Source organism: Streptomyces lucensis JCM 4490, assembly GCF_014650035.1.
Taxonomy (GTDB): Bacteria; Actinomycetota; Actinomycetes; order Streptomycetales; family Streptomycetaceae; genus Streptomyces; species Streptomyces lucensis.
Genome location: NZ_BMUE01000002.1, coordinates 777,297 through 799,217 on the forward strand (window position 1 = coordinate 777,297; position 21,921 = coordinate 799,217).

At 72.4% G+C, this 21,921-nt stretch carries 16 protein-coding genes; 4 read left to right on the plus strand and 12 right to left on the minus strand.

Features of this window, described 5'->3' with window-relative positions; genetic code table 11:
* Positions 1-72: 72 nt before the first annotated feature.
* Positions 73-600, minus strand: a complete 528-nt coding sequence (locus IE177_RS07680) for an LYR motif-containing protein (protein ID WP_190013981.1) — start codon at positions 598-600, stop codon at positions 73-75.
* A gap of 97 nt (positions 601-697) precedes the next feature.
* On the opposite strand from IE177_RS07680, the gene IE177_RS07685 reads away from it, so the two are divergent.
* A complete protein-coding gene (locus tag IE177_RS07685) occupies positions 698-1,525 on the plus strand; it encodes a hypothetical protein (protein ID WP_190013982.1) in 828 nt (275 codons plus the stop codon).
* 140 nt (positions 1,526-1,665) lie between these two features.
* Complete coding sequence (fxsT, locus tag IE177_RS07690) at positions 1,666-4,257, plus strand: FxSxx-COOH system tetratricopeptide repeat protein (RefSeq protein WP_190013983.1); 2,592 nt, start codon at positions 1,666-1,668, stop codon at positions 4,255-4,257.
* Between the two features lie 43 nt (positions 4,258-4,300).
* Here the strand turns inward: fxsT and IE177_RS07695 are convergent, their stop codons facing one another.
* The 3 genes from IE177_RS07695 to IE177_RS07705 are packed head-to-tail and all read right to left on the minus strand — an operon-like array spanning position 4,301 to position 7,570.
* Entirely contained in the window at positions 4,301-5,320 is a 1,020-nt protein-coding gene (locus IE177_RS07695; RefSeq protein WP_190013984.1) for a TolB family protein, read from the minus strand.
* Positions 5,317-6,681, minus strand: a complete 1,365-nt coding sequence (locus IE177_RS07700) for an MFS transporter (protein ID WP_190013985.1) — start codon at positions 6,679-6,681, stop codon at positions 5,317-5,319. The genes IE177_RS07695 and IE177_RS07700 overlap by 4 nt, the downstream gene beginning before the upstream one ends.
* Before the next feature lies 1 nt (position 6,682).
* Positions 6,683-7,570, minus strand: coding sequence for an alkaline phosphatase family protein (locus IE177_RS07705; RefSeq protein WP_190013987.1), 888 nt, complete (start codon positions 7,568-7,570; stop codon positions 6,683-6,685).
* 127 nt (positions 7,571-7,697) lie between these two features.
* Here IE177_RS07705 and IE177_RS07710 point away from each other — a divergent pair, with 127 nt between their 5' ends.
* Both IE177_RS07710 and IE177_RS07715 read left to right on the plus strand, forming a co-directional pair.
* Complete coding sequence (locus tag IE177_RS07710) at positions 7,698-8,597, plus strand: DUF72 domain-containing protein (protein WP_190013989.1); 900 nt, start codon at positions 7,698-7,700, stop codon at positions 8,595-8,597.
* Positions 8,598-9,299: 702 nt separating this feature from the next.
* Entirely contained in the window at positions 9,300-12,308 is a 3,009-nt protein-coding gene (locus IE177_RS07715) for a bifunctional [glutamine synthetase] adenylyltransferase/[glutamine synthetase]-adenylyl-L-tyrosine phosphorylase (protein WP_190013992.1), read from the plus strand.
* Here IE177_RS07715 and IE177_RS07720 read toward each other — a convergent pair.
* The 8 genes from IE177_RS07720 to IE177_RS07755 all read right to left on the minus strand — a co-directional run bounded on the left by IE177_RS07720 (position 12,290) and on the right by IE177_RS07755 (position 21,878).
* Positions 12,290-13,162: a phosphatase PAP2 family protein gene (locus IE177_RS07720; RefSeq protein WP_190013994.1), complete on the minus strand. Its 873-nt coding sequence runs from the start codon at positions 13,160-13,162 to the stop codon at positions 12,290-12,292. The two genes, IE177_RS07715 and IE177_RS07720, sit on opposite strands and share 19 nt — an antisense overlap.
* 68 nt (positions 13,163-13,230) lie before the next feature.
* Positions 13,231-14,265 (minus strand): LacI family DNA-binding transcriptional regulator, encoded by a 1,035-nt coding sequence (locus IE177_RS07725; RefSeq protein ID WP_190013996.1) that lies wholly within the window; start codon positions 14,263-14,265, stop codon positions 13,231-13,233.
* A gap of 25 nt (positions 14,266-14,290) precedes the next feature.
* Complete coding sequence (locus tag IE177_RS07730; protein ID WP_190013997.1) at positions 14,291-15,940, minus strand: glycoside hydrolase family 13 protein; 1,650 nt, start codon at positions 15,938-15,940, stop codon at positions 14,291-14,293.
* A gap of 89 nt (positions 15,941-16,029) precedes the next feature.
* Positions 16,030-16,941: a sugar ABC transporter permease gene (locus tag IE177_RS07735; protein WP_190013999.1), complete on the minus strand. Its 912-nt coding sequence runs from the start codon at positions 16,939-16,941 to the stop codon at positions 16,030-16,032.
* A gap of 12 nt (positions 16,942-16,953) precedes the next feature.
* Entirely contained in the window at positions 16,954-17,952 is a 999-nt protein-coding gene (locus tag IE177_RS07740) for a carbohydrate ABC transporter permease (protein WP_373305041.1), read from the minus strand.
* A 135-nt stretch (positions 17,953-18,087) separates the two neighbouring features.
* Positions 18,088-19,377 carry an extracellular solute-binding protein gene (locus IE177_RS07745; protein ID WP_190014003.1) on the minus strand — a complete coding sequence of 430 codons (1,290 nt, stop codon included), beginning with the start codon at positions 19,375-19,377 and terminating at the stop codon, positions 18,088-18,090.
* Positions 19,378-19,578: 201 nt separating this feature from the next.
* Positions 19,579-20,052, minus strand: coding sequence for a S26 family signal peptidase (locus tag IE177_RS07750; RefSeq protein ID WP_190014005.1), 474 nt, complete (start codon positions 20,050-20,052; stop codon positions 19,579-19,581).
* On the minus strand, positions 20,049-21,878 hold the full coding sequence (locus tag IE177_RS07755) for an ABC transporter ATP-binding protein (protein ID WP_229815930.1): 1,830 nt from the start codon (positions 21,876-21,878) through the stop codon (positions 20,049-20,051). Before IE177_RS07755 ends, IE177_RS07750 begins: the two co-directional genes overlap by 4 nt.
* Positions 21,879-21,921: the final 43 nt, after the last annotated feature.

Here is a 21,921-nt window from a genome sequence, read left to right on the forward strand (position 1 = left end):
GTCAAGCCTGGGAGACCGGTCCGGAGCCCGCACGAGATACGCGTCCGAACGAGGAACGCGTCTCGACGGCGGTCAAGAGCCGGCCGCGGCGACGGCCTCCGCTGCCGCCCCTCGCAGGGCGCCGGACGTGAGCCAGCTGTTCCTTCCGCCGGCCAGGTGTGCCACGGCACGGGCAACCCATCGCGGGTCGCCGAGGAGCTGCGGCCTTCCCTCGTCGACGAGCTGCCGCAGCAGGTGCTCCAGCCGGAGGACGTCCACCGCCCGGTACGGGCGCGCGTGCTGGTCGAAGCGGAGTCGGTCGTCCTCGTAAGGGTGGCGCAGGGTCATGCGCAGCCAGCCGCCGTCGCGCCCGGCGACCATGCCCCTCAGGGTGTAGGCGCCCCGGCCGTTCGTGCTCCAGGCGTGCTTGCCCCAGGTGATCGAGACGCCGGTCATGATCCTGTGCCACGGGACCAGCCGTCCCCCGGAGTCCGGCCCGTGCTGCCGGAGCCCGTCCGGGCGGAGCTCCACCCAGTGGGTGTCCGGCCGCGTGGCGTCCCCGAGCGCCCAGTGGCCGCCGGCCGGTTCCAACGGTCCCAGGATCGTGTTTTCCCCCGTCATACGGCCATTGAATCACCCGTGGTACCGCGCGGCTGAAGGGCGAGAACTCGTCGGATAGGCTGCCGCCTCATTTGAGGATCATTACGAAGAGGTGTGAATGAAGACAGGCAGACGAACCGTCGCGGTGGCCACGTTCGTGGGCGCGCTGGGGCTCTCGGCGCTGAGCGCGCCGGCGGCCCAGGCGGCGGACACCGGCATCACCGTGTCGGACATCGTCATCAACAAGGGCAAGCCGATCGTCGTCGGCACGTCCCAGGTGGTGGAGCCGCCCATCAGCTTCCGCATCGCGCTGCCGTCCGGGTACAGCACCGCCGACCCCTCCCGCTACGACGCGTACCCCTTCCTCTACCGCGGCAGCATCGCGACGGCGGCCGACACCGGGGAGAACTACATCGGCCCGGGCAGCTACACCTGCTACGAGACCGACTCCAAGCACGCTCGCTGCGAGGGCGACCTCTACATCGACCCGCACCCGAGCCGGGACCACGTCGACTCCAACAGCGACGCCACGACCTGGAAGGTCGGCGTCTCGCTGAGGCTGTGGAAGGCCGACGGCGGCCTCAAGACCGGGGAACTGGAGACGCGGTCCACCACCGCCCAGCTCAAGCGCGCGGCCAAGGCCACCACCGACGCATCGCCGGAGCCGGTCACCAAGGGCAGGACGATCACCGTCACGGGCAGGCTGACCCGGGCCAACTGGAGCACGAAGAAGTACGACGCCTACAGCGGCCGTACGGTCAGCCTCCAGTACCGCGCCAAGGGCGCCGACAGCTACAAGACGCTCAAGAAGGCCACCACCAGCAGCACCGGGGGGCTGAAGGCCACGGTCACCGCCTCGGCCGACGGTTACTACCGCTGGGTGTACTACGGCAACTCCACGACCGGCGTCGCCACCAGCGCGGCCGACTACGTCGACGTGCGCTGACGCGCGCTCACGGAGCCGGCGGTCGTGGGCCGTCGGCCCCGTGAACGCAATCTCGGTTTTCGCCGTCCCGGCAGATGCTCGACGCGAGACCATAGGCTCTCTCGCACACGCACGCGCCAGGCAATTCCGGGGGGTCAACGGTGACCGACACGACGTTACGAGGAACCGGCACCGCGCAACGGTTGTTCGTCAGTTACGCGGGACCGGACCGGGCCTGGGCCGAGTGGGTCGGCTCGCAGCTCAGGCAGGCCGGGCACCGTGTCGAGCTGGACCGGTGGGACTGGAAGACCGGGGACGACTTCATCGAGAAGATGAACCTCGCCCTCGCCGCCGCCGACGCGGTGGTGGCCCTGTTCTCCAGGAACTACTTCGACCCCGAGCGGTGGACCCGTGAGGAGTGGACGGCCACCGTGGCCGTGCGGGGGAGGCTCGTGCCGGTGGCGATCGAGCCGCTGACCAAGGACGACGTTCCTCCCCTCCTCGCCCCGAGGCTCCGCAAGGACCTCCACGGGCTGGACGAGACCGGCGCCACGGCCGCCCTGCTGGAAGCGGTCCACGGACCGGCCGCGCCGAACGGCCCGGTCGCCTTCCCCGGCGCGGCGACGGCCCCGGCTCCGGCCCAACCAGCCGCGGAAGCGGACCCGCAGCGGCCCCGGCTGCCCGGCAGCGCCGACTCGCAGCGGGTCTCCAACATCCGCCGCCGCAACCCCGACTTCTCGGGACGCGAGGACGAGATGGTCCGGCTGCGTACCGGGTTGCTCAACGGGCGCCAGGCCGTCGTCCAGGCGTTGCACGGCATGGGCGGCATCGGTAAGACCCAGATCGCCCTGGAGTACGCCCACCGCTTCGCCAGCCAGTACGACGTGGTGTGGTGGGTCGACGCCGAGCAGGCCGACCAGATCCCCGTCCGCTACACCGAACTCGCCGACCGTCTCGGCATCGCCAAGTCCGACGCCGGGCCCGATGCCAACGCCCACGCTCTGCTCGGGCACCTGCGTGAGCAGCACCGCTGGCTGCTCGTCCTCGACAACGCCGAACAGCCCGATCAGATCGAGCCCTGGCTGCCCGACGGTCCCGGCCACGTCCTGATCACCTCCCGCAACCCCGACTGGCACGGGATCGCCCACCAGAGCGACCTGGACGTGTTCACCCGCGCCGACTCCGTGGCCTACTTCCAGGCCCGCATCCCCCGCATCACCGGGGAGCAGGCGGACGCGCTGGCACAGGACCTAGGAGACCTTCCCCTCGCCGTGGCCCAGGCCGCGGGTGTCCTGTGCCGTGGCGGCATGTCCCTGGACCGATACCGCGAGCTTCTGGCGACCAACATCGCCCGCCTCCTGCAGGAGAGCAACGTCCGCGACTACCCGGTGCCGCTGGCCGCCACCGTCAACCTCGCCGCGGACCGCCTGACGGACGACGGCCACCTCGACGCCGCCGCGCTGCTGCGTCTCGGGGCCTTCCTCGGCCCCGAGCCCATCCCCGCCGCCTGGCTGGAGAAGGCACGGCCCCGCCTGACCACCCTGCCCGGCGACCCGGACGACCCGATGTGGCTGCGCGACGCGCTCCAGCCCCTCGGCCGCTTCGGGCTGGCCCGCGTCGACTTCGACACCTTCCAGATCCACCGCCTCACTCAGGCCATCATCCGCGCCCAGACCAGCGTCGAACTGGCCGGGGCAGTCCGCGACGACGTCACGACGGTCCTCGTGGCGGTCGACCCCGGCGACCCGCAGTCCCCGGCCGACTGGCCGGCCTGGGCCTCACTATCGGCGCATCTCACGACCGCCGTCGCAGGCCGGCGGCCTGAGCTGCGCCCCGTACTGCTGAACGCGGTTCACTTCCTTCTGCGCAGCGGTCAGCCCGGAGCCGCCCATGAGCTGAGCAGGGAACTGCACCAGGCGTGGAGCGCCGAACTGGGCCCGGACCATCCCGACACCCTTACGTGCGCGCAGTATCTGGGGCACGCCGGCGCCGACCTCGGCGAGTACGCTCTGGTCCGTCCCATCATGGAGGACACTGACGCCCGTCGTCGCCGGGTGCTGGGCGAGGATCATCCCGACACCTTGCAATCCGCCAACGACCTGGCCAGCGTCCTGCGCGACCTCCGGGAGCACGCCGATGCCCACCGGATGATGGAGGAGGTGCTTGCCCGTCGTCGCCGGGTGCTGGGCGAGGATCACCCTGACACCTTGCAATCCGCCAACAACCTCGCCGGCATCCTGCGAGAGATGGGGGAGTACGCGGATGCCCACCGGATGTTGGAGCAGGTGCTCGCCCGTTATCGTCGGGTCCTGGGCCCGGATCATCCCGACACCTTGCACGCCACCAACAATTTCGCCAGCACCCTGCGTGACCTTGGAGAGGTTGCGGACGCTCGGCGGATTCTTGAGGAGGTGCTTGCTCGCTACCGTCGTGTGCTGGGCGAGGACCATCCTGGCACCCTCACAGTTGCCAACAACCTTGCCAGTGCGCTGGGGGAACTTCGGCGTCACGCCGAGGCGGTCGATCTCTTGAGGGACACCCATGCCCGTTGTATCCGAGTCCTTGGCCCGGAACATCCCCGCACCGCGAGTATCACCCGCAACTTAGCCGCCATGCTCAGCGCGGTGGGACGGGCGTTCGAGGCCCAGCATCTGACTGGAGGAAAGTCCGGCGGCAAGGGCAAACGCAAGGGGGACAAGGGCAAAGGCAAGGCGGGCAAAGCCAGGCGGCGTTCCGGCGGCAAGCGCCGCTGACCGGGCCGGTGCCCGCGCCGATCAGCGCGCGGGCATCCGCCCCTCACCCCACGTACGCCGGGGACACCGCCGCCGCACTGATCCGCCGTACCGCCCCCGAGCCGTCCGCCGGGACCTCGTACAGGTCCGCACCGTAGTCCCCGGGCAGCGCGTACACGACCGTCCGGTCGTCGCGCCACACCGCCTGGTCGTCCACGCTCCGGGTCTCCGCCAGCGGTGTCTCGCGCATCGTGCGCAGGTTCAGGACGTACAGGCGCCAAGGGGCGTCCTTCGGCGCGCCCTTGACTCGTTTCTTGTAGGCGACGCGGGTGCCGTCGGGGGAGAGGGACGGGCACTCGACGTTGGTGTGCAGGGCGGTGACCGTGCGGGTGCGCAGGTCGCCGCGTACCAGGTAGGTGCTGCCCCCGGTCGCCAGCGTCGCGTAGAACGTGCGGTCGTCCGCGGCGAACGTCACGCCCCAGAAGTTGGCGTCCGCCGCGCGGTAGGGGTGCCCGTCCTTGACGATGCGGAAGGACTCCAGGGTGGGGATCAGGCGGCCGGTGCGGGTGTCGGCGATCGCCGCCCGGGTGGAGAAGTTCGTGCCCGCGTACGAGTCGCCGCCCACGAACGCCGTCCAGGCCGCGTAGTGGCCGGTGGGGGAGACCCGGGCACGGGAGGGGATGCCGGGGACGTCGTAGCGCGCCCGTTCCCTCAGGCGCGCGTCCAGGATCAGGGCACGGTAGGTGTCCGAGACCGGGCCGTGCACGGCCTGCAGGCACACGCCCGTGCCCGAAGCGGCGTAGAAGCGCAGGCACTTGACGCCCGAGGCGGTGCGGGCGGCGGAGGGGTCGGCGGCCGGGACCGAGGTCAGCTCGTCCCGGTGCGGGCCCCACGCCATGTTGCGGAACACCATCCGGCCGTGCCCGGTCAGCGTCACGGTTCCCGGCGTGACCCGCGGCCCGCCGGCCTGGGTGTGGTCACGGCGTTCCGCGCGCGCCGAGGCGTGCAGCACGGAGGCCAGTCCGACCGCCGCGAGCACGGCGACGGCCGAGACCAGGACCAGGATGCGGGTACGTACGGTCATGCGGTCACCGTCTCCTTCGGGCGCAGGGTGAGCGAGAACGCGGCGCACAGGGCCAGGGCGACCGCCGCCCCGGACAGCGCCGCCCGGTCGCCCCACACCGTCCAGGCCGCGCCGAACAGCAGCGAGCAGGCGAACCGGGCCAGCGCCTGTCCTGTCTGCACCACGGCGAGTCCGGAGGAGCGCAGGGACTCCGGGACACCGTCCGAGGCGACGGCCATCAGCACCCCGTCGGTGGCCGCGTAGAAGCCGCCGTGCAGGACGAGGACGGCGTACGGCAGGGCGGTGCCGTGCCATGAGGTGAGCAGCAGCCCGTACGCGAGGAGCAGGCCGCCGTGGCCGGCCAGGAACACCGTCCACCGGCCCACCCGGTCCGCGAGCCGGCCCAGCGGCACAGCAAGCAGCAGGAAAGCGCCCGCCGTGCCGAGAGGCAGCAGCGCGAACCAGCGGTCGGGGACGCCGAGCCGGCGCTGGAGGAGGAGGTAGACGAAGGAGTCGCTGACCGTGGCGAGGCCCAGCAGCAGGGCGCAGACGGTGACCCGGCGCAGGTCACGCCGGCGCAGCAGCCGTACGGCGGCGCGCAGGGTCGGCCGCTCGGCCGGGGAAGCCGGGGAAGCCGGGGCTGCCGGGCTGTCGCCGGTGCCGGACCTGCCGTCCGGTTCGCCGTGCGGTCTGCCGTGCGGTCCGCCGTCCGGCCCGCCGCCAGGTCCGCCGCTCCGTCCGCCGCCCGGAACGAAGAGGACCAGCACCAGCACGCCCAGTACGGCCACGCAGAAGCTGACGGTGAACACCGCGTCGTAGCCGTCCACGGTGGCCCGCAGGATCAGGAACGCCGCCAGCGGGCCCAGCAGGGCGCCCGCGGTGTCCATCGCACGGTGCACCCCGAAGGCGCGCCCACGGGACTCGGGCGTGCTCGCGAGCGAGATCAGCGCGTCCCGGGGAGCGGTCCGCAGTCCCTTCCCGGTGCGGTCGGCGGCGAGGACCAGGCCGATCGCGGTCAGCGAGTGGGCCAGCAGCAACAGCGGCTTGCACACCGCCGACACGGCGTACCCGAACCCGGCGACCCACTTGTGCCGCCCGCCGCCCCGGTCCGCCAGGTGCCCGCCCACGAGGCGGACGAGCGCCGAGAACCCGTTGTAGACGCCGTCCAGCAGCCCGAAGCCCAGCGGGGACAGGCCGAGTCCGGTCACCAGGTACAACGGCAGCACCGCCGTGACCATCTCGGACGACACGTCGGTGACCAGGCTGACCGTGCCGAGGGCGAGGACGGTGGGCGCGACCGCGGCGCGGCGCCGCCCGGCCGTGGGCCGGACGACGCCCTCCGCGGACGCCGGCGCCGTCGCGCGGCTGTCCGCTACGTACACGTCAGGACGCCCAGATGCCGGTGATGTCCTGGGCGGAGGCCGCGTTGCCCGCGTGGGTGCTCAGCCCCTGGGTGTCCTCCAGGGTGCGCAGCAGGTCGTAATGGTTGTAGGTGGTGGCGGACGACGAACCGGCCGTGACCGGCTGGCCGTACAGGACCGTGGGGATCCGGTTGCCGCTGAGGCGGTTGTCCTCGTCGAAGGTGACGACGAGCAGGCTGTTGTGGGTCTTGGCCCAGGTCGCGTAGGCGCCCAGGTTGTTCTGCAGCCAGGTGTCACCGGTGGACACCGAGCAGTCGTGCATGTCGCTGCACAGGTTGGGGACCACGAACGACATCTTCGGCAGCGTCGAGTAGTCCGTCGGGAACTGGGCGAAGGTCTTGGCGGTCGACGTCGGCACGTTGCCGAAGCCGAACCAGGGGTTGTGCTTGCGCGCGTACTTGCCGCTGCTGCACGTCGTCGAACCCTGGCTGGGCAGCGTCTCGTTGTAGCTGGCCCAGCTGCGGCCGGCGGCGATCAGCTCGGAGGCCAGGTTGGGCGCGGACGAGAAGCCCGGGGTGTAACAGCTGTCGTCGGTGACGCCCTGCGTCGAACCGGAGAACAGGGCGAAGTAGTTGGGCTGGCTGGGATGGGTGATGCCGTAGGACTGGGTGAGGTTGGCGCCGCCGGCCTTCAGGGAGTTGAGGTACGGGGCGCTGGAGGAGCCGATGACCTGGCTGTAGGCGTGGTTCTCGAAGACCACGACGACCACGTGGTCGGGGCTGGGCACGGAGCCCGCGGCGTGCGCGGACTCGCCGCCGAGGCCGGTCCACAGCCCGGCCGCGGCCGCGGCGAGGGCCGCGGCGGACGCCGCGACGGTACGGGCACGGCGCAACAGGGAACTGCCGGACACATCAACCTCCGGGGTGGGGAACGGGGCTGGCGGTGCGGTCAGAGCATGCACACGCCAACATTCCCGTGGCCCACGCGGGCCAACCTCACGGGTGAAGACCGGATGAACGGCGGGTACCCGCGCCCGCATGACGCGGATCCTCGTGGGCACATGCGGCTGGACCGACCCGTCACTGCTCAGGAGCGGCTGGTACCCGCCCGGTCACCGCGACCCCGACAAACGCCTGCGCCACTACACGACCCGCTTCCCCGTCGTCGAGGCCGACTCCCCCTACTACGCCCTCCCCGCCCCCCGCACCACCCGCCTGTGGGCGGACCGCACGCCCCCGGGCTTCCGCTTCGACGTCAAGGCGTTCGCCCTGCTCACCGGCCACCCCACCCGCTCGTCCGCCCTCCCGGCCGACCTGCGCGGCCGGCCCCGGGACGAGGGCCTGCTCGCGGAGGTCTGGGACCGCTACGCCGAAGCGCTCGCGCCCCTGCGCGACTCCGGCCGCCTCGGCACCCTCCTCTTCCAGTACCCGCCCCACCTCGTCCCCGGCCCCGAGGCGGAGGCCTTCGTGCGCGCCGCCCGCGAACGCGCCCGCGACTGGCCGTTCGCCGTGGAGTTCCGGCACCCCGCCTGGTGGCTGACCGACCGTACGGCCGCCTTCCTGGCGGACCTGGACGCCACCGCCGTCGCCGTGGACGCACCCCAGGGCCTGCCCACCTCCATCCCCCCGGTCACCCCCGTCACCACGCCCCGCCTGTCCGTGGTCCGCTTCCACGGCCGCAGCCCCCACTGGGGCACCGGCAGCAAGGAGGACCGCTTCCGGCACGCCTACACCGCCGCGGAACTCGCGGACTGGCTCCCGCGCGTGCGCGCCCTGGCCGCGCGCACGGAAGAGGTCCACGTCCTCTTCAACAACTGCTGCGCGGACGCGGCGGTGACGGCGGCCGAGACCATGCGGAACCTGCTCACCGCCCGCCTGCCCCACCAGGCCCCGGCCGCCGACACCCCGGCCCCGGCCGCCGACACCTCGCCCCGCTGACACCCGGCTCCGCCGGGCTGTCCACGCCCTGCCGGGCATCGCGGCCGGGTGAGTGATGCCTGCCCGCGCCTGCGGGGTGCCTCCCCCAGAGGGGGTACCCCGGCGCCCATCCGTGCCGCCCCAGCGGCACGACTGCCCGCAGCGGCGGCCGGTGACCGCAGTTCCTGAGGGGCGCGGGGAACTGCGCGACCGGCCACGGGCGGGCCGCGGCTGGACCGGCCAGGGGGGTGGCCGCCCGCGCGGGTGGGGTGCCGCTGTCTTCAGGGGCGCGGGGAACTGCGCGATCCGCCGCGACGGGTGGCGGTGGCGGACCGGGCGGTCGGGCCTTCCGTGGCCGGGGGCGGCGGCGGTGCCGTCTCGGAGGCCGGTGACCGCAGTTCCTGAGGGGCGCGGGGAACTGCGCGACCGGCCACGGGCGGGCCGCGGCTGGATCGGCCAGGGGGGTGGCCGCCCGCGCGGGTGGGGTGCCGCTGTCTTCAGGGGCGCGGGGAACTGCGCGACCGGCCACGGGCGGGCCGCGGCTGGATCGGCCAGGGGGGCGGCCGCCCGGGCGGGGCAGGGGTGCCTTCCCCAGAGGGGGACCCCAGCGCCCACCCGGCTACGGGCGGGTGCCCGGCAGGGCGCGGGCGGCCCGGGATGGTTAGGCTCTGGCCAGGACGGCCTTGATCCGAGACGCGGCCGGGACACCAGGGGAGGCCAAGGATGACGCCGGGGCGCAGAAGCAGCACCTTTTCCCGTCTGCTCCGGCACGGCTTCACCGACCCCTCCGCCGCCGAGCGGCTGCTGGACGCCCCCGAGCTGATCCCCGTGCGCGACGACCCGGTGCTCCTGGAGGCCCTGGGCGCCACCGCCGACCCGGACCTCGCCCTGCACGGCCTGGTCCGCCTCCTGGAGGCGCAGAGCGGCCCCGCCTCCCCCCGCGACCAGCGCGCCCTGCTGGACACCCTGATCGCGGCCAAGCCGCTGCGCGACCGCCTGCTGGGCGTCCTCGGCGCCTCCACGGCCCTCGCCGACCACCTGGCCCGCCACCCGCACGACTGGCAGGCCCTGGTCACCTACGAGCCCCGCGACCTCCACCCCGGCGTGGCGGAGTTCGAACGCGGCCTGGCCGGCGCCGCCGACCCCGTCTCCCTGCGCGTCGCCTACCGCCGCTGCCTGCTGTCCATCGCGGCCCGGGACGTCTGCGGCACCACGGACGTCGCCGAGACGGCGGCCGAACTCGCCGACCTGGCCACCGCCACCCTCCGCGCGGCCCTGGCGATGGCGCGGGCCGCGGCCCCCGAGGACGCGGCGGCCTGCCGCCTCGCGGTGATCGCGATGGGCAAGTGCGGCGGCCACGAGCTGAACTACGTCTCCGACGTCGACGTGATCTTCGTGGCCGAGGCGGCCGAGGGCGCCACCGAGGCCGCGGCCCTGAAGTCCGCGACGCAGCTCGCGTCCCACCTCATGCGGATCTGCTCCGAGACGACCGTCGAGGGCTCCATCTGGCCGGTGGACGCGAACCTCCGCCCCGAGGGCCGCAACGGCCCCCTCGTGCGCACCCTCAGCAGCCACCTCGCCTACTACCAACGCTGGGCCAAGACCTGGGAGTTCCAGGCCCTCCTCAAGGCCCGCCCGGTCGCCGGCGACGCCGACCTGGGCCAGGCCTACCTGGACGCGCTCGAACCCCTCGTCTGGCAGGCCGCCGAACGCGACAACTTCGTGGCCGACGTGCAGAAGATGCGCCGCCGGGTCGTCGAGAACATCCCCGCCGCCGAGATCGACCGGGAACTCAAGCTCGGTCCCGGCGGCCTGCGCGACGTCGAGTTCGCCGTCCAGCTCCTGCAGCTGGTGCACGGCCGCACCGACGCCTCCCTGCGCAGCGGCACCACCCTCGACGCCCTGCAGGCCCTGGCCGCCGGCGGCTACGTCGGCCGCGAGGACGCCGCCCGCCTGGACGAGGCCTACCGCTTCCTGCGCTCCCTGGAGCACCGCATCCAGCTCTACCGCCTGCGCCGCACCCACCTCGTCCCCGAGGCGGAGGAGGACCTGCGCCGCCTCGGCCGCTCCCTCGGCCTGCGCACCGACCCGGTGTCCGGACTGAACCGCGAGTGGCGGCGGCACACCGGGGTCGTACGGCGCCTGCACGAGAAGCTCTTCTACCGCCCCCTGCTCGACGCAGTGGCCCAACTCGCCCCCGGCGAGGCCCGGCTGCGCCCCGAGGCGGCCCGCGAACGCCTGGTCGCCCTCGGCTACGCCGACCCGGCCGCGGCCCTGCGCCACATCGAGGCGCTGGCCTCCGGCGTGACCCGCAAGGCCGCCATCCAGCGCACCCTGCTCCCCGTCCTCCTCGGCTGGTTCGCCGACTCCGCCGACCCCGACGCCGGCCTGCTCAACTTCCGCAAGGTCTCCGACGCGCTCGGCAAGACCCCCTGGTACCTGCGGCTGCTGCGCGACGAGGGCGCGGCGGCCGAGAACCTGGCCCGCGTCCTGTCGGCGGGCCGCCTCGCCCCCGACCTGCTCATGCGCGCCCCCGAGGCGGTGGCCCTGCTCGGCGACGGGGACGGCGGCGGCCTGGCACCCCGCGACCGCGCCCAGCTGGAGCCGGAGATCCTCGCCGCCGTGGGCCGCGCGGAGAACGCCGAGCAGGGCGTCACAGCGGCCCGCGGCGTCCGCCGCCGCGAGCTGTTCCGCACCGCCGCCGCCGACATCGTCGGCTCCTACGGCACCGAGACCAGCCCCGCCGAGGCCGACCAGGGCGCCCTGGTCGACCGGGTCGGCGCCGCCGTCTCCGATCTCACCGCCGCCACCCTCGCGGGCACCCTGCGCGCGGTCGTGCGCGCCGGCTGGGGGGACACCCTCCCCACCCGGTTCGCGATCATCGGCATGGGCCGCTTCGGCGGGCACGAGCTGGGCTACGGCTCCGACGCGGACGTGCTGTTCGTGCACGAACCGCGGGACGGCGTGGACGAGCACGAGGCGGCCGCCGCCGCGGCCAGGGTCGTCGCCGAGATGCGGCGCCTGCTGCAGCTGCCCAGCGCCGATCCGCCCCTGCTCATCGACGCGGACCTGCGCCCCGAGGGCAAGTCGGGGCCCCTGGTGCGCACCCTGAAGTCGTACGAGGCGTACTACCGCCGCTGGTCACTGGTGTGGGAGTCGCAGGCGCTGCTGCGGGCCGAGCCGGTCGCCGGCGACCAGGACCTCGGCCGCCGCTTCACCGAGCTGATCGACCCGCTGCGCTACCCGGCGCGCGGCCTCGACGAGGACGCCGTGCGCGAGATCCGCAGGCTGAAGGCCCGCATGGAGTCCGAGCGCCTGCCGCGCGGCGCCGACCCCAAGCTGCACACCAAGCTCGGCCCCGGCGGCCTGTCCGACGTCGAGTGGACCGTCCAGCTGCTCCAGATGCGCCACGGCGGGCACGAGCCCGCGCTGCGCACCACGCGCACCCGCGAGGCGCTGTCCGCCGCCCGCGCGGCCGGGCTGCTGTCCGACGAGGACGCGGAGACCCTGGACGAGGCGTGGGTGCTGGCCACCCGGGTGCGCAACGCCGTCATGCTGGTCCGCGGCCGGGCCGGGGACACCTTCCCCACCGAGCCACGCGAGCTGGCCGCGGTCGGCCGCTACCTGGGCTACGGCGCGGGGCACGCCGGGGACATGCTGGACGTCTACCGCCGTACCACCCGCAGGGCCCGCGCGGTCGTGGAGGAGCTGTTCTACGGCGACGGGGCCTGAGCGGCCGCCGGAGCCGGCTCGGGCGCCGGGGCCGGCACCCGCCGGGGCAGCGCGTGCGGCAGGGCGCCGTACCAGACCCGGGCCGCGCTGAGACCGAAGGCCAGGCAGAGCACGCCGCCCACCGCGTCCAGCCAGAAGTGGTTGGCCGTGGCGACGATCACCAGCAGGGTGAGGGCCGGATACAGCAGGGCCAGCACCCGTACCCACGGCACCGTCGCCAGCGCGAAGACGGTCAGCCCGCACCACAGCGACCAGCCGATGTGCATCGACGGCATCGCCGCGTACTGGTTGGACATGTGCTTGAGGTCGCCGGAGGCCATCGAGCCCCACGTGTGGTGCACCATGACGGTGTCCACGAAGTGCCCGCCGCGCATCAACCGGGGCGGCGCGAGCGGAAACAGATAGTAACCGACCAGGGCCACACCGGTGGTCGCGAACAGCACCAGACGGGTCGCCGCGTACCGGCCGGGATGCCACCGGTACAGCCACACCAGAACACCCAGCGTGATGACGAAGTGCAGCGTGGCGTAGTAGTAGTTCATGCCGACGATCAGCCAAGTCACCGAGTTCACGGCATGGTTGACGGACTGCTCCACGGCGACGCCCGCACCGTGCTCCACCCGCCAGATCCAGTCGGCGTTGCGCAGGGCCGCGCCCCGCTGCTCCGGGACGGCGTTGCGGATGAGCGAGTACGTCCAGTAACTCACCGCGATCAGAAGGATCTCGAACCACAACCGCGGCCGCCGCGGACCGCGCAGCCGGCCGAGCGGGCCCCGTGCGGCCTCGCCCGTGACGGGCCGCGGAACGGCCGCCTTCTCGCGACCTTCCGGCTCTGTGACGGTCGAGTCACTCATAGGCATCAAGTCTGCCAGACAGGGCTTCCTCGCCCGATCATCCCAAGGTCGGGTCCGGAACGCACCTTCTACACCGTACGGACGACATGCGGCGCCGAGGCGGTCGAGCCGCGCACCACCAGCTCCGGCATGAACACGAACTCGCTGTGCGGCGCGGGCGTGCCGCCGATCTCCTCCAGCAGCGTGCGCACCGCCGCCTGCCCCATCGCCGGGACCGGCTTGCGGACCGTCGTGAGCGGCGGGTCGGTGAAGGCGATCAGCGTCGAGTCGTCGAAGCCCACCACCGAGATGTCCCGCGGCACCTGCAGACCCAGCTGCCGGGCGGCCCGTATCGCGCCCAGCGCCATCATGTCGCTGGCGCAGACCACCGCGGTGCAGTCCCGGTCGATGAGCGCCTTGGCGGCCGCCTGGCCGCCCTCCAGCGTGTACAGCGAGTGCTGGACCAGCTGGGACTCGGTCTCCTCGGCGCTCAGCCCCAACTGGTCCTGCACCGCCCGGACGAAGCCCTCGATCTTGCGCTGGACCGGGACGTAGCGCTTCGGCCCGAGGGCCAGGCCTATGCGGGTGTGCCCGAGCGAGACCAGGTGGGTCACCGCCAGGCTCATCGCCGCCCGGTCGTCGGGCGAGATGAACGGCGCCTGCACCTTCGGCGAGAAGCCGTCGACGAGGACGAAGGGCACGCCCTGCGCCCGCAGCCGCTCGTAGCGCTCCATGTCCGCGGTGGTGTCGGCGTGCAGCCCGGAGACGTAGATGATGCCCGCGACGCCCCGGTCGACGAGCATCTCGGTCAGCTCGTCCTCCGTCGACCCGCCGGGGGTCTGGGTGGCGAGGATCGGGGTGTAGCCCTGCCGGGTCAGCGCCTGTCCGATGACCTGTGCCAGAGCCGGGAATATCGGGTTCTCCAGCTCCGGAGTTATCAGGCCCACCAACCCCTCACTGCGTTGGCGCAGCCGCACCGGACGCTCGTAACCGAGGACGTCCAGTGCGGCGAGCACGGAATGGCGGGTGGTGGCGGCGACGCCTGGCTTCCCGTTGAGGACGCGGCTGACGGTCGCTTCGCTCACCCCCGCTTGCGCAGCGATGTCGGCAAGCCGTGTGGTCACAGGATTGGACTGTACCGGCCGCATGTCAGACTTCCCACCAGATGGCGGAATCAGCCGGGAGCACGGTGGTGCCGGCGGCGGGCTCGACGTCGGTGCTGGCGAGCAGAACGGTGCCGGGAGTGGCCAGGGGGACCGGCGCGGTGGTGAGGTTCACCGTGCAGACGAAGGAGCCCTCGCTCGTGTCGCGGCGGAACGCCAGCACCCCCTCGGGGGTGTCCAGCCAGGTGATCTGGCGGCCGGCGCCCAGCGCCGGGTGCTCGCGGCGCACGGCCAGCGCGCTGCGGTAGAACTCCAGCGTGGAGGTGGGGTCGCCCTGCTGTGCCTCGACGGTCAGGTGCTTCCAGTCCGCCGGCTGCGGCAGCCAGCTGGGGCCGCCCGCGACGGGACCGAAGCCGAACGGCGCCTCCTGGCCCGACCACGGGAGCGGCACCCGGCAGCCGTCGCGCGTGCCGTCCTGGCCCGAGCTGCGGAAGAACGCCGGGTCCTGGCGGACCTCGTCGGGCAGGTCGACGACCTCGGGCAGGCCCAGCTCCTCGCCCTGGTACAGGTACGCCGAGCCGGGCAGCGCCAGCATCAGCAGGGTCGCGGCCCGGGCGCGGCGCAGACCGAGCTCCTCGTCACCCTCCGCGAGGCGGGTGGAGTGGCGGACCACGTCGTGGTTGGACAGCACCCAGGTGGCGGGGGCGTGCACGGCGTTCATGGCCTGCAGCGAGCGGTCGATGACGTCGCGCAGGTCGTCCGCGTTCCAGGCGGTGGTCAGGTAGGAGAAGTTGAAGGCCTGGTGCAGCTCGTCGGGCCGGATGTAGAGCGCGCTGCGCTCCACGGTGGGCGTCCACGCCTCGGCGACGGCGATGCGCTCGCCCTGGTACTCGTCGAGGATGCGCCGCCAGCCGCGGTAGATGTCGTGCACGCCGTCCTGGTCGAAGTAGGGCACGGCCTCGGTACCGAGCAGCTTGACCTGCTCCTCGTGGCCGATGTCCGGCAGGCCAGGCGCCTTGACCAGGCCGTGGGCGACGTCGATGCGGAAGCCGTCGATGCCGAGGTCGAGCCAGAACCGCAGGATGGAGCGGAACTCGTCGTGCACCGCGGGGTGGTCCCAGTTGAAGTCGGGCTGCTCCGGCGCGAACAGGTGCAGGTACCACTCGCCGTCCCCGACCCGGGTCCAGGCCGGGCCGCCGAAGATCGACTCCCAGTCGTTGGGCGGCAGTTCCCCGTTCGCGCCCTTGCCGGGCCGGAAGTGGAAACGCTCCCTGAGCGGCGAGCCGGGGCCCTCGCGCAGCGCCTGCTTGAACCACTCGTGCTGGTCGGAGCAGTGGTTGGGCACGACGTCGACGATCACCCGCAGGCCCAGGGCGTGGGCCTCGCGGACCAGGTCGTCGGCGTCCGTGAGCGTGCCGAACATCGGGTCGACGGCCCGGTAGTCGGCGACGTCGTAGCCGGCGTCCGCCTGCGGGGAGGCGTAGAAGGGCGACAGCCAGACGGCGTCGACACCCAGCTCCTTCAGGTAGGGCAGGCGGGCGCGGATGCCGGGCAGGTCGCCCATGCCGTCGCCGTTGCCGTCGGCGAAACTGCGCGGGTAGACCTGGTAGATGACCGCGTCGCGCCACCACTCCCGGCGCCCGGAGGCGGCGGAGGAGGCGTCGGTGGGGATTGCGTCGGTGACGTTCTGGGTCATGGATTCCCTTAGGGATGCGGGGGGAACGACGGAGGCGCTTGCTGACGAGCGTGGGCCGGGCGGGGTCTCCGCCCGGCCGGGGCCGGTGGTCAGGACTTGGTGCCGCCGGCTGTCAGCCCGGAGACCAGGCTGCGCTGGACGAGCATGAACACGAGGGCCGCGGGGATGGTGATGATGATCGCCGTGGCCGAGGTCCACGCCCAGTCGGGCCGCTGGTCCTGGGCGAAGGTGCGGATGCCGACCGCGAGCGTGTAGTGGTCGGACTGCATGAACTGCGTGGCGTAGGCGACCTCGCCCCAGGCGGTGAGGAAGCTGTAGAACGCGGTCACCGCGAGGCCGGGCTTGGCCAGGGGCACGATCAGCCGCCAGAAGGTGCCGAACGGGGTGAGGCCGTCCACGCGGCCCGCCTCGTCGATCTCCTTGGGGATCGTGTCGAAGTAGCCCTTCATCATCCAGGCGCAGAACGGGACCGCGGTGGTCGCGTACGCCAGGATCAGGCCGAGGTAGTTGTCCAGCAGGTTCAGGTCGGACATCAGCAGGTACAGCGGCACGATCAGCACGATGCTCGGGAACATCTGGGTGACCAGGAAGGTCCACATCAGCTGCCTGCTGCCGGGGAACTTCATCCGGGACACCGCGTAGCCGGCGGTCGCCGCGAGGAAGACGCCGAGCGCGGTGGTGCCGCCCGCCACGATGACGGTGTTCAGGAACCACTTGGGCAGGTCCGAGTGGGACAGCACGTCGGTGTAGTTGTGCAGGCTGAAGTCGTCCAGCACCTTGCCGGGCTGCTGCCAGGCGTCCTTCGGGCCGAGCGAGATGAAGAAGATCCAGGCCACCGGGAAGGCCGCGATCAGCGTGGCGAGGATCAGCGTGCCGTGCAGGGCGAGCGAGGCCCCGAGACCGCGCTCCTCACGGCCGCGCACCTTGCGGGCCTGGGGGGCGGGGGCGGGCTGGGCGGCGGAGCGGGCGGGCGCGGCGCTCTCGTGCGTTGCTGCGGTCATGACGATGGCTCCTTACGCCTGCTCGGACTTCAGGGTGCTGCGGCGGTAGAACGTCGAGAAGGCCATCAGGAGGGCGAGGATGATGATGCCGTAGGTCGCCGCTCCCGCGTAGTCCGAAATGCCGGTGAAGGCCTTGCGGAAGGCGAAGGTGACCAGGATGTCGGTGTCGCCGGTCGTGTTGTTGCCCAGCAGCAGGTAGATGACGTTGAACATGTTGAACGTCCAGATGCAGCCCAGCAGGATCACGGTGTTCGTCACCGGGCGCAGGCCGGGCAGGGTGACGTTGACGAAGCGCTGCCAGGGCGAGGCGCCGTCCATCTCGGCCGCCTCGTACAGCTCCTTCGGGATCGACTGCAGACCGCCGAGGACGGCGACCATGTTGAAGGGGATGCCGATCCAGACGTTCACCATGATGACGGCGATCTTCTGGGCCATCGGGGTGCCGAGCCAGTTCTGCTCGGGCAGGCCGAAGGCCGTGATGATCTCGTTGAAGACGCCGTACTGGGAGTTGAGCATCAGCCGCCAGGCGAAGACGCCGATGAACGACGGGACGGCCCAGGGCAGGATCAGCATCGCCCGGTAGAAGCCGCGCAGGCGCATCTCGCGGTTGAGGAGCACCGCGAGCCCCATGCCGAGGCCGACCTGGAGGGCGACGCAGGAGACGGTCCACAGGATCGTCCAGACCAGGCGGGGGTAGAAGTCGCTGTCAGCGCCCGACAGCACGTGCCAGTAGTTGTCGAGACCGACGAAGCGGTAGGTCGCCGGTCGGTGGAAGGCGCCGATCGTGGAGGCGACGTTCGACTCGTTGGCGTCGGTGAGGGACTGGTAGATGCCGTAGCCCAGGGGGTACAGGACCAGTACGGCGATGACGACGGCGACCGGGGTCACCATCGCCCAGGCGTACCAGTGCTTCTCCCACGACCGCCTGAGCGCCGAAACGCGTGCGGGGCGCGGGGACTTCTCGCCTCGCGCTGTCTTGTCGGTCTGTCCGGGGCTCGCTGCGGTCGTCATGGTCATCGGCTCTTTCGCGGCAGAAGTCTGGTGGTTCCCGCAGCCCCGGGGAGCCCCGTTCGGGGCGGCAGCGGGGAAACGTGTTTCCCCGGGGCTGCGTGTCCTTCGGTTACCGTGCGGCTACTGACGGTCTGGTCAGCCGATGGAGTAGCCGGGCAGGAGCTTCTGGAACTCCTTGGCGGTGGCGTCCAGGCCGGACTTGACCGACGTGTCGCCCTGGAGGATCTTCACGTAGTTCTGGGCGAGCGGCGTGAAGAGGGAACCGACCTGCGGGAGCGCGACGCGCGGGCGGGCGGTCTGCTCCAGGATGGGCTTGAAGCCGGCGATCTTGGCGTCCGACGTGACCTTGTCGGTGTACGCCGACTTGCGGGTCGGCAGGGTGCCGGTCTTCTCCGCGATGGTGACCTGGCTCTTGGTGGACGTCATGAACTGCGTGAACAGGTAGCTGGCGTCCAGGTTGCCCGAGCCCTGGTAGACGGCGAGGTTGTGACCGCCGGTCGGGGCCTGGGCCTTGCCGCCCTCACCGGCCGGGACGGGGGCGTAGCCGAGGTTGCTCTCCTTGCCCTTGAACGCCTTGCCGGTCAGGTCGTCGCCGACCGACCAGGGGCCCTGGACCAGCATGGCGACCTTGCCGTTCTTGAAGGCGGTCTGCATGTTCTGGTAGGCGTTCGCGAAGTCGACCTTCATCGAGGCCTCGTCGTTGATCTGCTTCGCGGTGGTGAGCGCCTTCACGGCGGCGGCGTCGCTGATCGTGATCTTCTTCTCGGACGGCTGGGCCATGTCCGCGCCGTTGCTGTAGAGCAGCGGGAGCAGGAAGTAGGCGTCGGGGTTCAGGTAGGTGCCGTAGGCCCCGGTCTTCTTCTTGATGGTCTTGGAGTCGGCGATGAACTCGTCCCAGGTGGCCGGCGGCTTCGAGATGCCGGCCTTCTTCAGCAGGTCCTTGTTGTACAGCAGCGCGAGGGTGTCGGTGACCGACGGCACGCCGTAGGTCTTGCCGTTGTACTTGGCCGTGTTCATCGGGCCGGTGTTGAAGTCCGAGGTGTCCTTCAGCGCCGCGGTGCCGTCGAGCGGGGCGATGTAGCCGAGCGAGGCGTACTCCGCCATCAGGCCGACGTCGGTGCGGACGACGTCCGGAGCACCCTTGCCGCTCTTGGCGGCCGACTTGAACTTCTGCTCGACGTCGGTGAAGGGGACGTTCTGGTAGTTCACCTTGATCTTCGGGTACTTGGCCTCGAACTCCGAGATCAGGGCCTTGTACGCCGGGGCCTCGTTCGCCGCGTCGGAGGTGTCCCAGTACGTGATCGTGCCGGAGACGTCCTTGGGGTCCTTGGGCTTGCTGGACGCGTTGTCGTCCGAGCCGCCACAGGCGGTGGCGGAGAGGGCGATCACGGTGACCGCGGCGGCGATCGATATGCCACGTCGCATATGAGCTCCTAGAAGTGGGGTGCCCGGATCATCCCTTGGGAGGACCGCGGGTGCCGTCTGTCCCAATCGACGGCCGCCGGGCGCGGGAGGAACGTAGCAAGCGTGCAAGTCCTTGCGAAAGATGTTGCAAGAAGATTTCTGCAACATCCGGCAAGCGTGACGTTTCCGTTACCGGCATGCTCCGTTCGCCTTCGCGGGCCGTCACCGCGCGGACCGGCGGGGTGCGCGCCGGTGGGTGCGCAGCGCGACCCCCACCACGCGCTCCACGGGGAAGTAGCCGATCTGGCGCGAGTCCACACTCTCCTCCGCGTTGTCCCCCAGCACCACCACCGAGCCGGGCGGAACCGGCCCGGAGCCCAGCCGCCCGGCCGCGGCGGCGGGCACCGGGTCGCCGGGCAGGGCCGCCAGCCGCTTGATCATGAGGTGTCCCCGCCGGTCCGGCCAGCTCCAGGACGAGAAGCGGGCGTCCGGGTCCGGCTTCTCCACCACGACGACCTGTCCGGCCCGCAGCCGCGCCGCCCGCACCCGTCGCCCGATCAGCACGTCCCCGGCCTCCAGCGTGGGCCGCATGCTCACCCCTCTCACGGTGATCACGACGGTGCGACGCCGGACCCACAGCAGACAGGCGCCGACGACGGCGAGGACACCGAGGACACCGAGGACGGCGGCGGTCACCGCGTGTACCCCGCGGCCTGGCGGTGGAACAGCCGTGCGTAGCGGCCGTTCGCGGCGACCAGCTCGGCGTGGCCGCCGTGCTCCACGACCCTCCCGCGGCGCAGCACCACGATCAGGTCCGCCTCGCGGGCCGCGCCGAGGCGGTGGGAGATCAGCAGGCTCGTCCGCCCCCGCCGGTGCCGCCGGACGGCCTCGGCCACCTCGTGCTCCGCCTCCGGGTCCAGCCCCGAGGCGGGTTCGTCCAGGATCAGCAGGTCGGGATCGTCGCGCAGGAAGGCCCGCGCCAGCGCGACCCGCTGCCACTGGCCCCCGGACAGCTCGACGCCCTCCTCGTCACCGTCGCCGAAGGAACGGGACAGCAGGGTGTCGTAGCCGCGGGGCAGCGCCGCCAGCGTGTCGTGGACGCCGACGGCCGTGGCGGCCGAGGCGACCTTCCCGGCCCGGTCCAGCTGCCCGAGCGCGATGTTCTCGGCGGCCGTCAGGTCGTAGCGCACGAAGTCCTGGAACACCGCCCCGATCCGGCGGCGCAGCTGATCGGGGTCGACGTGCCGGATGTCGGTGCCGTCCCACAGGATGCTGCCGCGCGTCGGGTCGTAGAACCGGCACAGCAGCTTCACCAGCGTGCTCTTGCCGGCGCCGTTGTCCCCGACGAGGGCCAGCGTGCCCCCGTACGGGATGGTCAGGCTCACCCCGCGCAGCACCCAGTCGTGCTGCTCGGAGTAGCGGAACCAGACGTCCCGCAGCTCGATGCCGCGCCGCAGCCGCGGCAGCGGCGCGGGCTGCGGCGGCACCGGCAGGTCCGGCGGCGCGGTCGTCACGTCGAGGTAGTGCTCGAACAGCAGCAGGTGCTGGTGCGTCACGGCGGCGGACGCCGCGATGCCGGCGAGACCGCCCTGCACGGCGGCGATCGCCGAGGTGAGCACCACGAGGTCGCCGACGGTGAGGTCGCCGCGGGCCGCCGCGCGCACGGCCCAGACCAGGCCGGCCGCCGCGATCCCCGCCGAGACCACCGCGGGCAGGGCCTGGAGGGCCGTCGTCCGCAGCTCCATCCGCCGCCGGACGGCGTTGATCGCCTCCCGGTCCCGCCGCATCCGCCGGCGCAGGTGGCCGCCGATGCCGAACAGCCTGATCTCCTTGGCCGCCTCCACGCTGCCCAGCAGGTGCGCGTAGAAGGACTCCCGCCGCTCCAGCGACGTGGTGCGCAGGGTGGCCCGGGACCAGGCGCGGGCCAGCCGCAGCTCCGCGGCGAGGGCCGGCAGCGCGCCGAGCAGCACCACGCCCGCGAGGTGAGGGTTGATCACCCACAGGGACACCACGAACCCGCTCACCGTCACCCCCGCGTGGGCGAGCGCCACGGCCGCCGTCACGATCTGGACCGGCGTGTCCTGGCCGCACTGCTCGGCCAGCCTGAGCCGGTCCAGCGCGGCGGGGTCCTCGAAGCGGGCCAGCCCGGAGAAGCCGTTCACCCGGGCGTAGAGCCGGTCCTGGGCCGCCAGCCCCACCGAGCGGGCCAGCTCGCCGCTCAGCAGCCGCTCCAGGTGCGGCAGCAGCGCCGCCGCGACGCCGGTGCCGGCCAGCGCGGCGGCCGGGCCCGCCACCCGCGGCGCCGTCCCGTGCCCCGCCCCGGCCAGCAGGTCCAGCACGTCCCGGGTGAGCCACGCGGCCAGCACGGGCAGCGCGGCGCCCAGCAGCGTGGCGAGCACGATGCCCAGCAGCGCGAGGGGCGCGGCCCGGACGGCGAGCAGCAGCACCGCCCGCGCCCCGGCCACCCGCCCGCGGGAGCGCCCGGTCGCGGGGCCGGGCACCGCCCCGTCACCGCTCGTCACAGCGTCACCAGGAGTCACCGGGTCACCGGCCGCCACTGCTTCA

Excerpts from the sequence above, each read along its gene's own strand:
- IE177_RS07685 (WP_190013982.1), top strand. The coding sequence starts at position 698 with ATGAAGACAGGCAGACGAACCGTCGCGGTGGCCACGTTCGTGGGCGCG.
- IE177_RS07735 (WP_190013999.1), bottom strand. The coding sequence starts at position 16,941 with ATGACCGCAGCAACGCACGAGAGCGCCGCGCCCGCCCGCTCCGCCGCC.
- IE177_RS07730 (WP_190013997.1), bottom strand. The coding sequence starts at position 15,940 with ATGACCCAGAACGTCACCGACGCAATCCCCACCGACGCCTCCTCCGCC.
- IE177_RS07710 (WP_190013989.1), top strand. The coding sequence starts at position 7,698 with ATGACGCGGATCCTCGTGGGCACATGCGGCTGGACCGACCCGTCACTG.
- IE177_RS07680 (WP_190013981.1), bottom strand. The coding sequence starts at position 600 with ATGACGGGGGAAAACACGATCCTGGGACCGTTGGAACCGGCCGGCGGC.
- IE177_RS07695 (WP_190013984.1), bottom strand. The coding sequence starts at position 5,320 with ATGACCGTACGTACCCGCATCCTGGTCCTGGTCTCGGCCGTCGCCGTG.
- IE177_RS07715 (WP_190013992.1), top strand. The coding sequence starts at position 9,300 with ATGACGCCGGGGCGCAGAAGCAGCACCTTTTCCCGTCTGCTCCGGCAC.
- IE177_RS07740 (WP_373305041.1), bottom strand. The coding sequence starts at position 17,952 with ATGACGACCGCAGCGAGCCCCGGACAGACCGACAAGACAGCGCGAGGC.
- IE177_RS07720 (WP_190013994.1), bottom strand. The coding sequence starts at position 13,162 with ATGAGTGACTCGACCGTCACAGAGCCGGAAGGTCGCGAGAAGGCGGCC.
- IE177_RS07745 (WP_190014003.1), bottom strand. The coding sequence starts at position 19,377 with ATGCGACGTGGCATATCGATCGCCGCCGCGGTCACCGTGATCGCCCTC.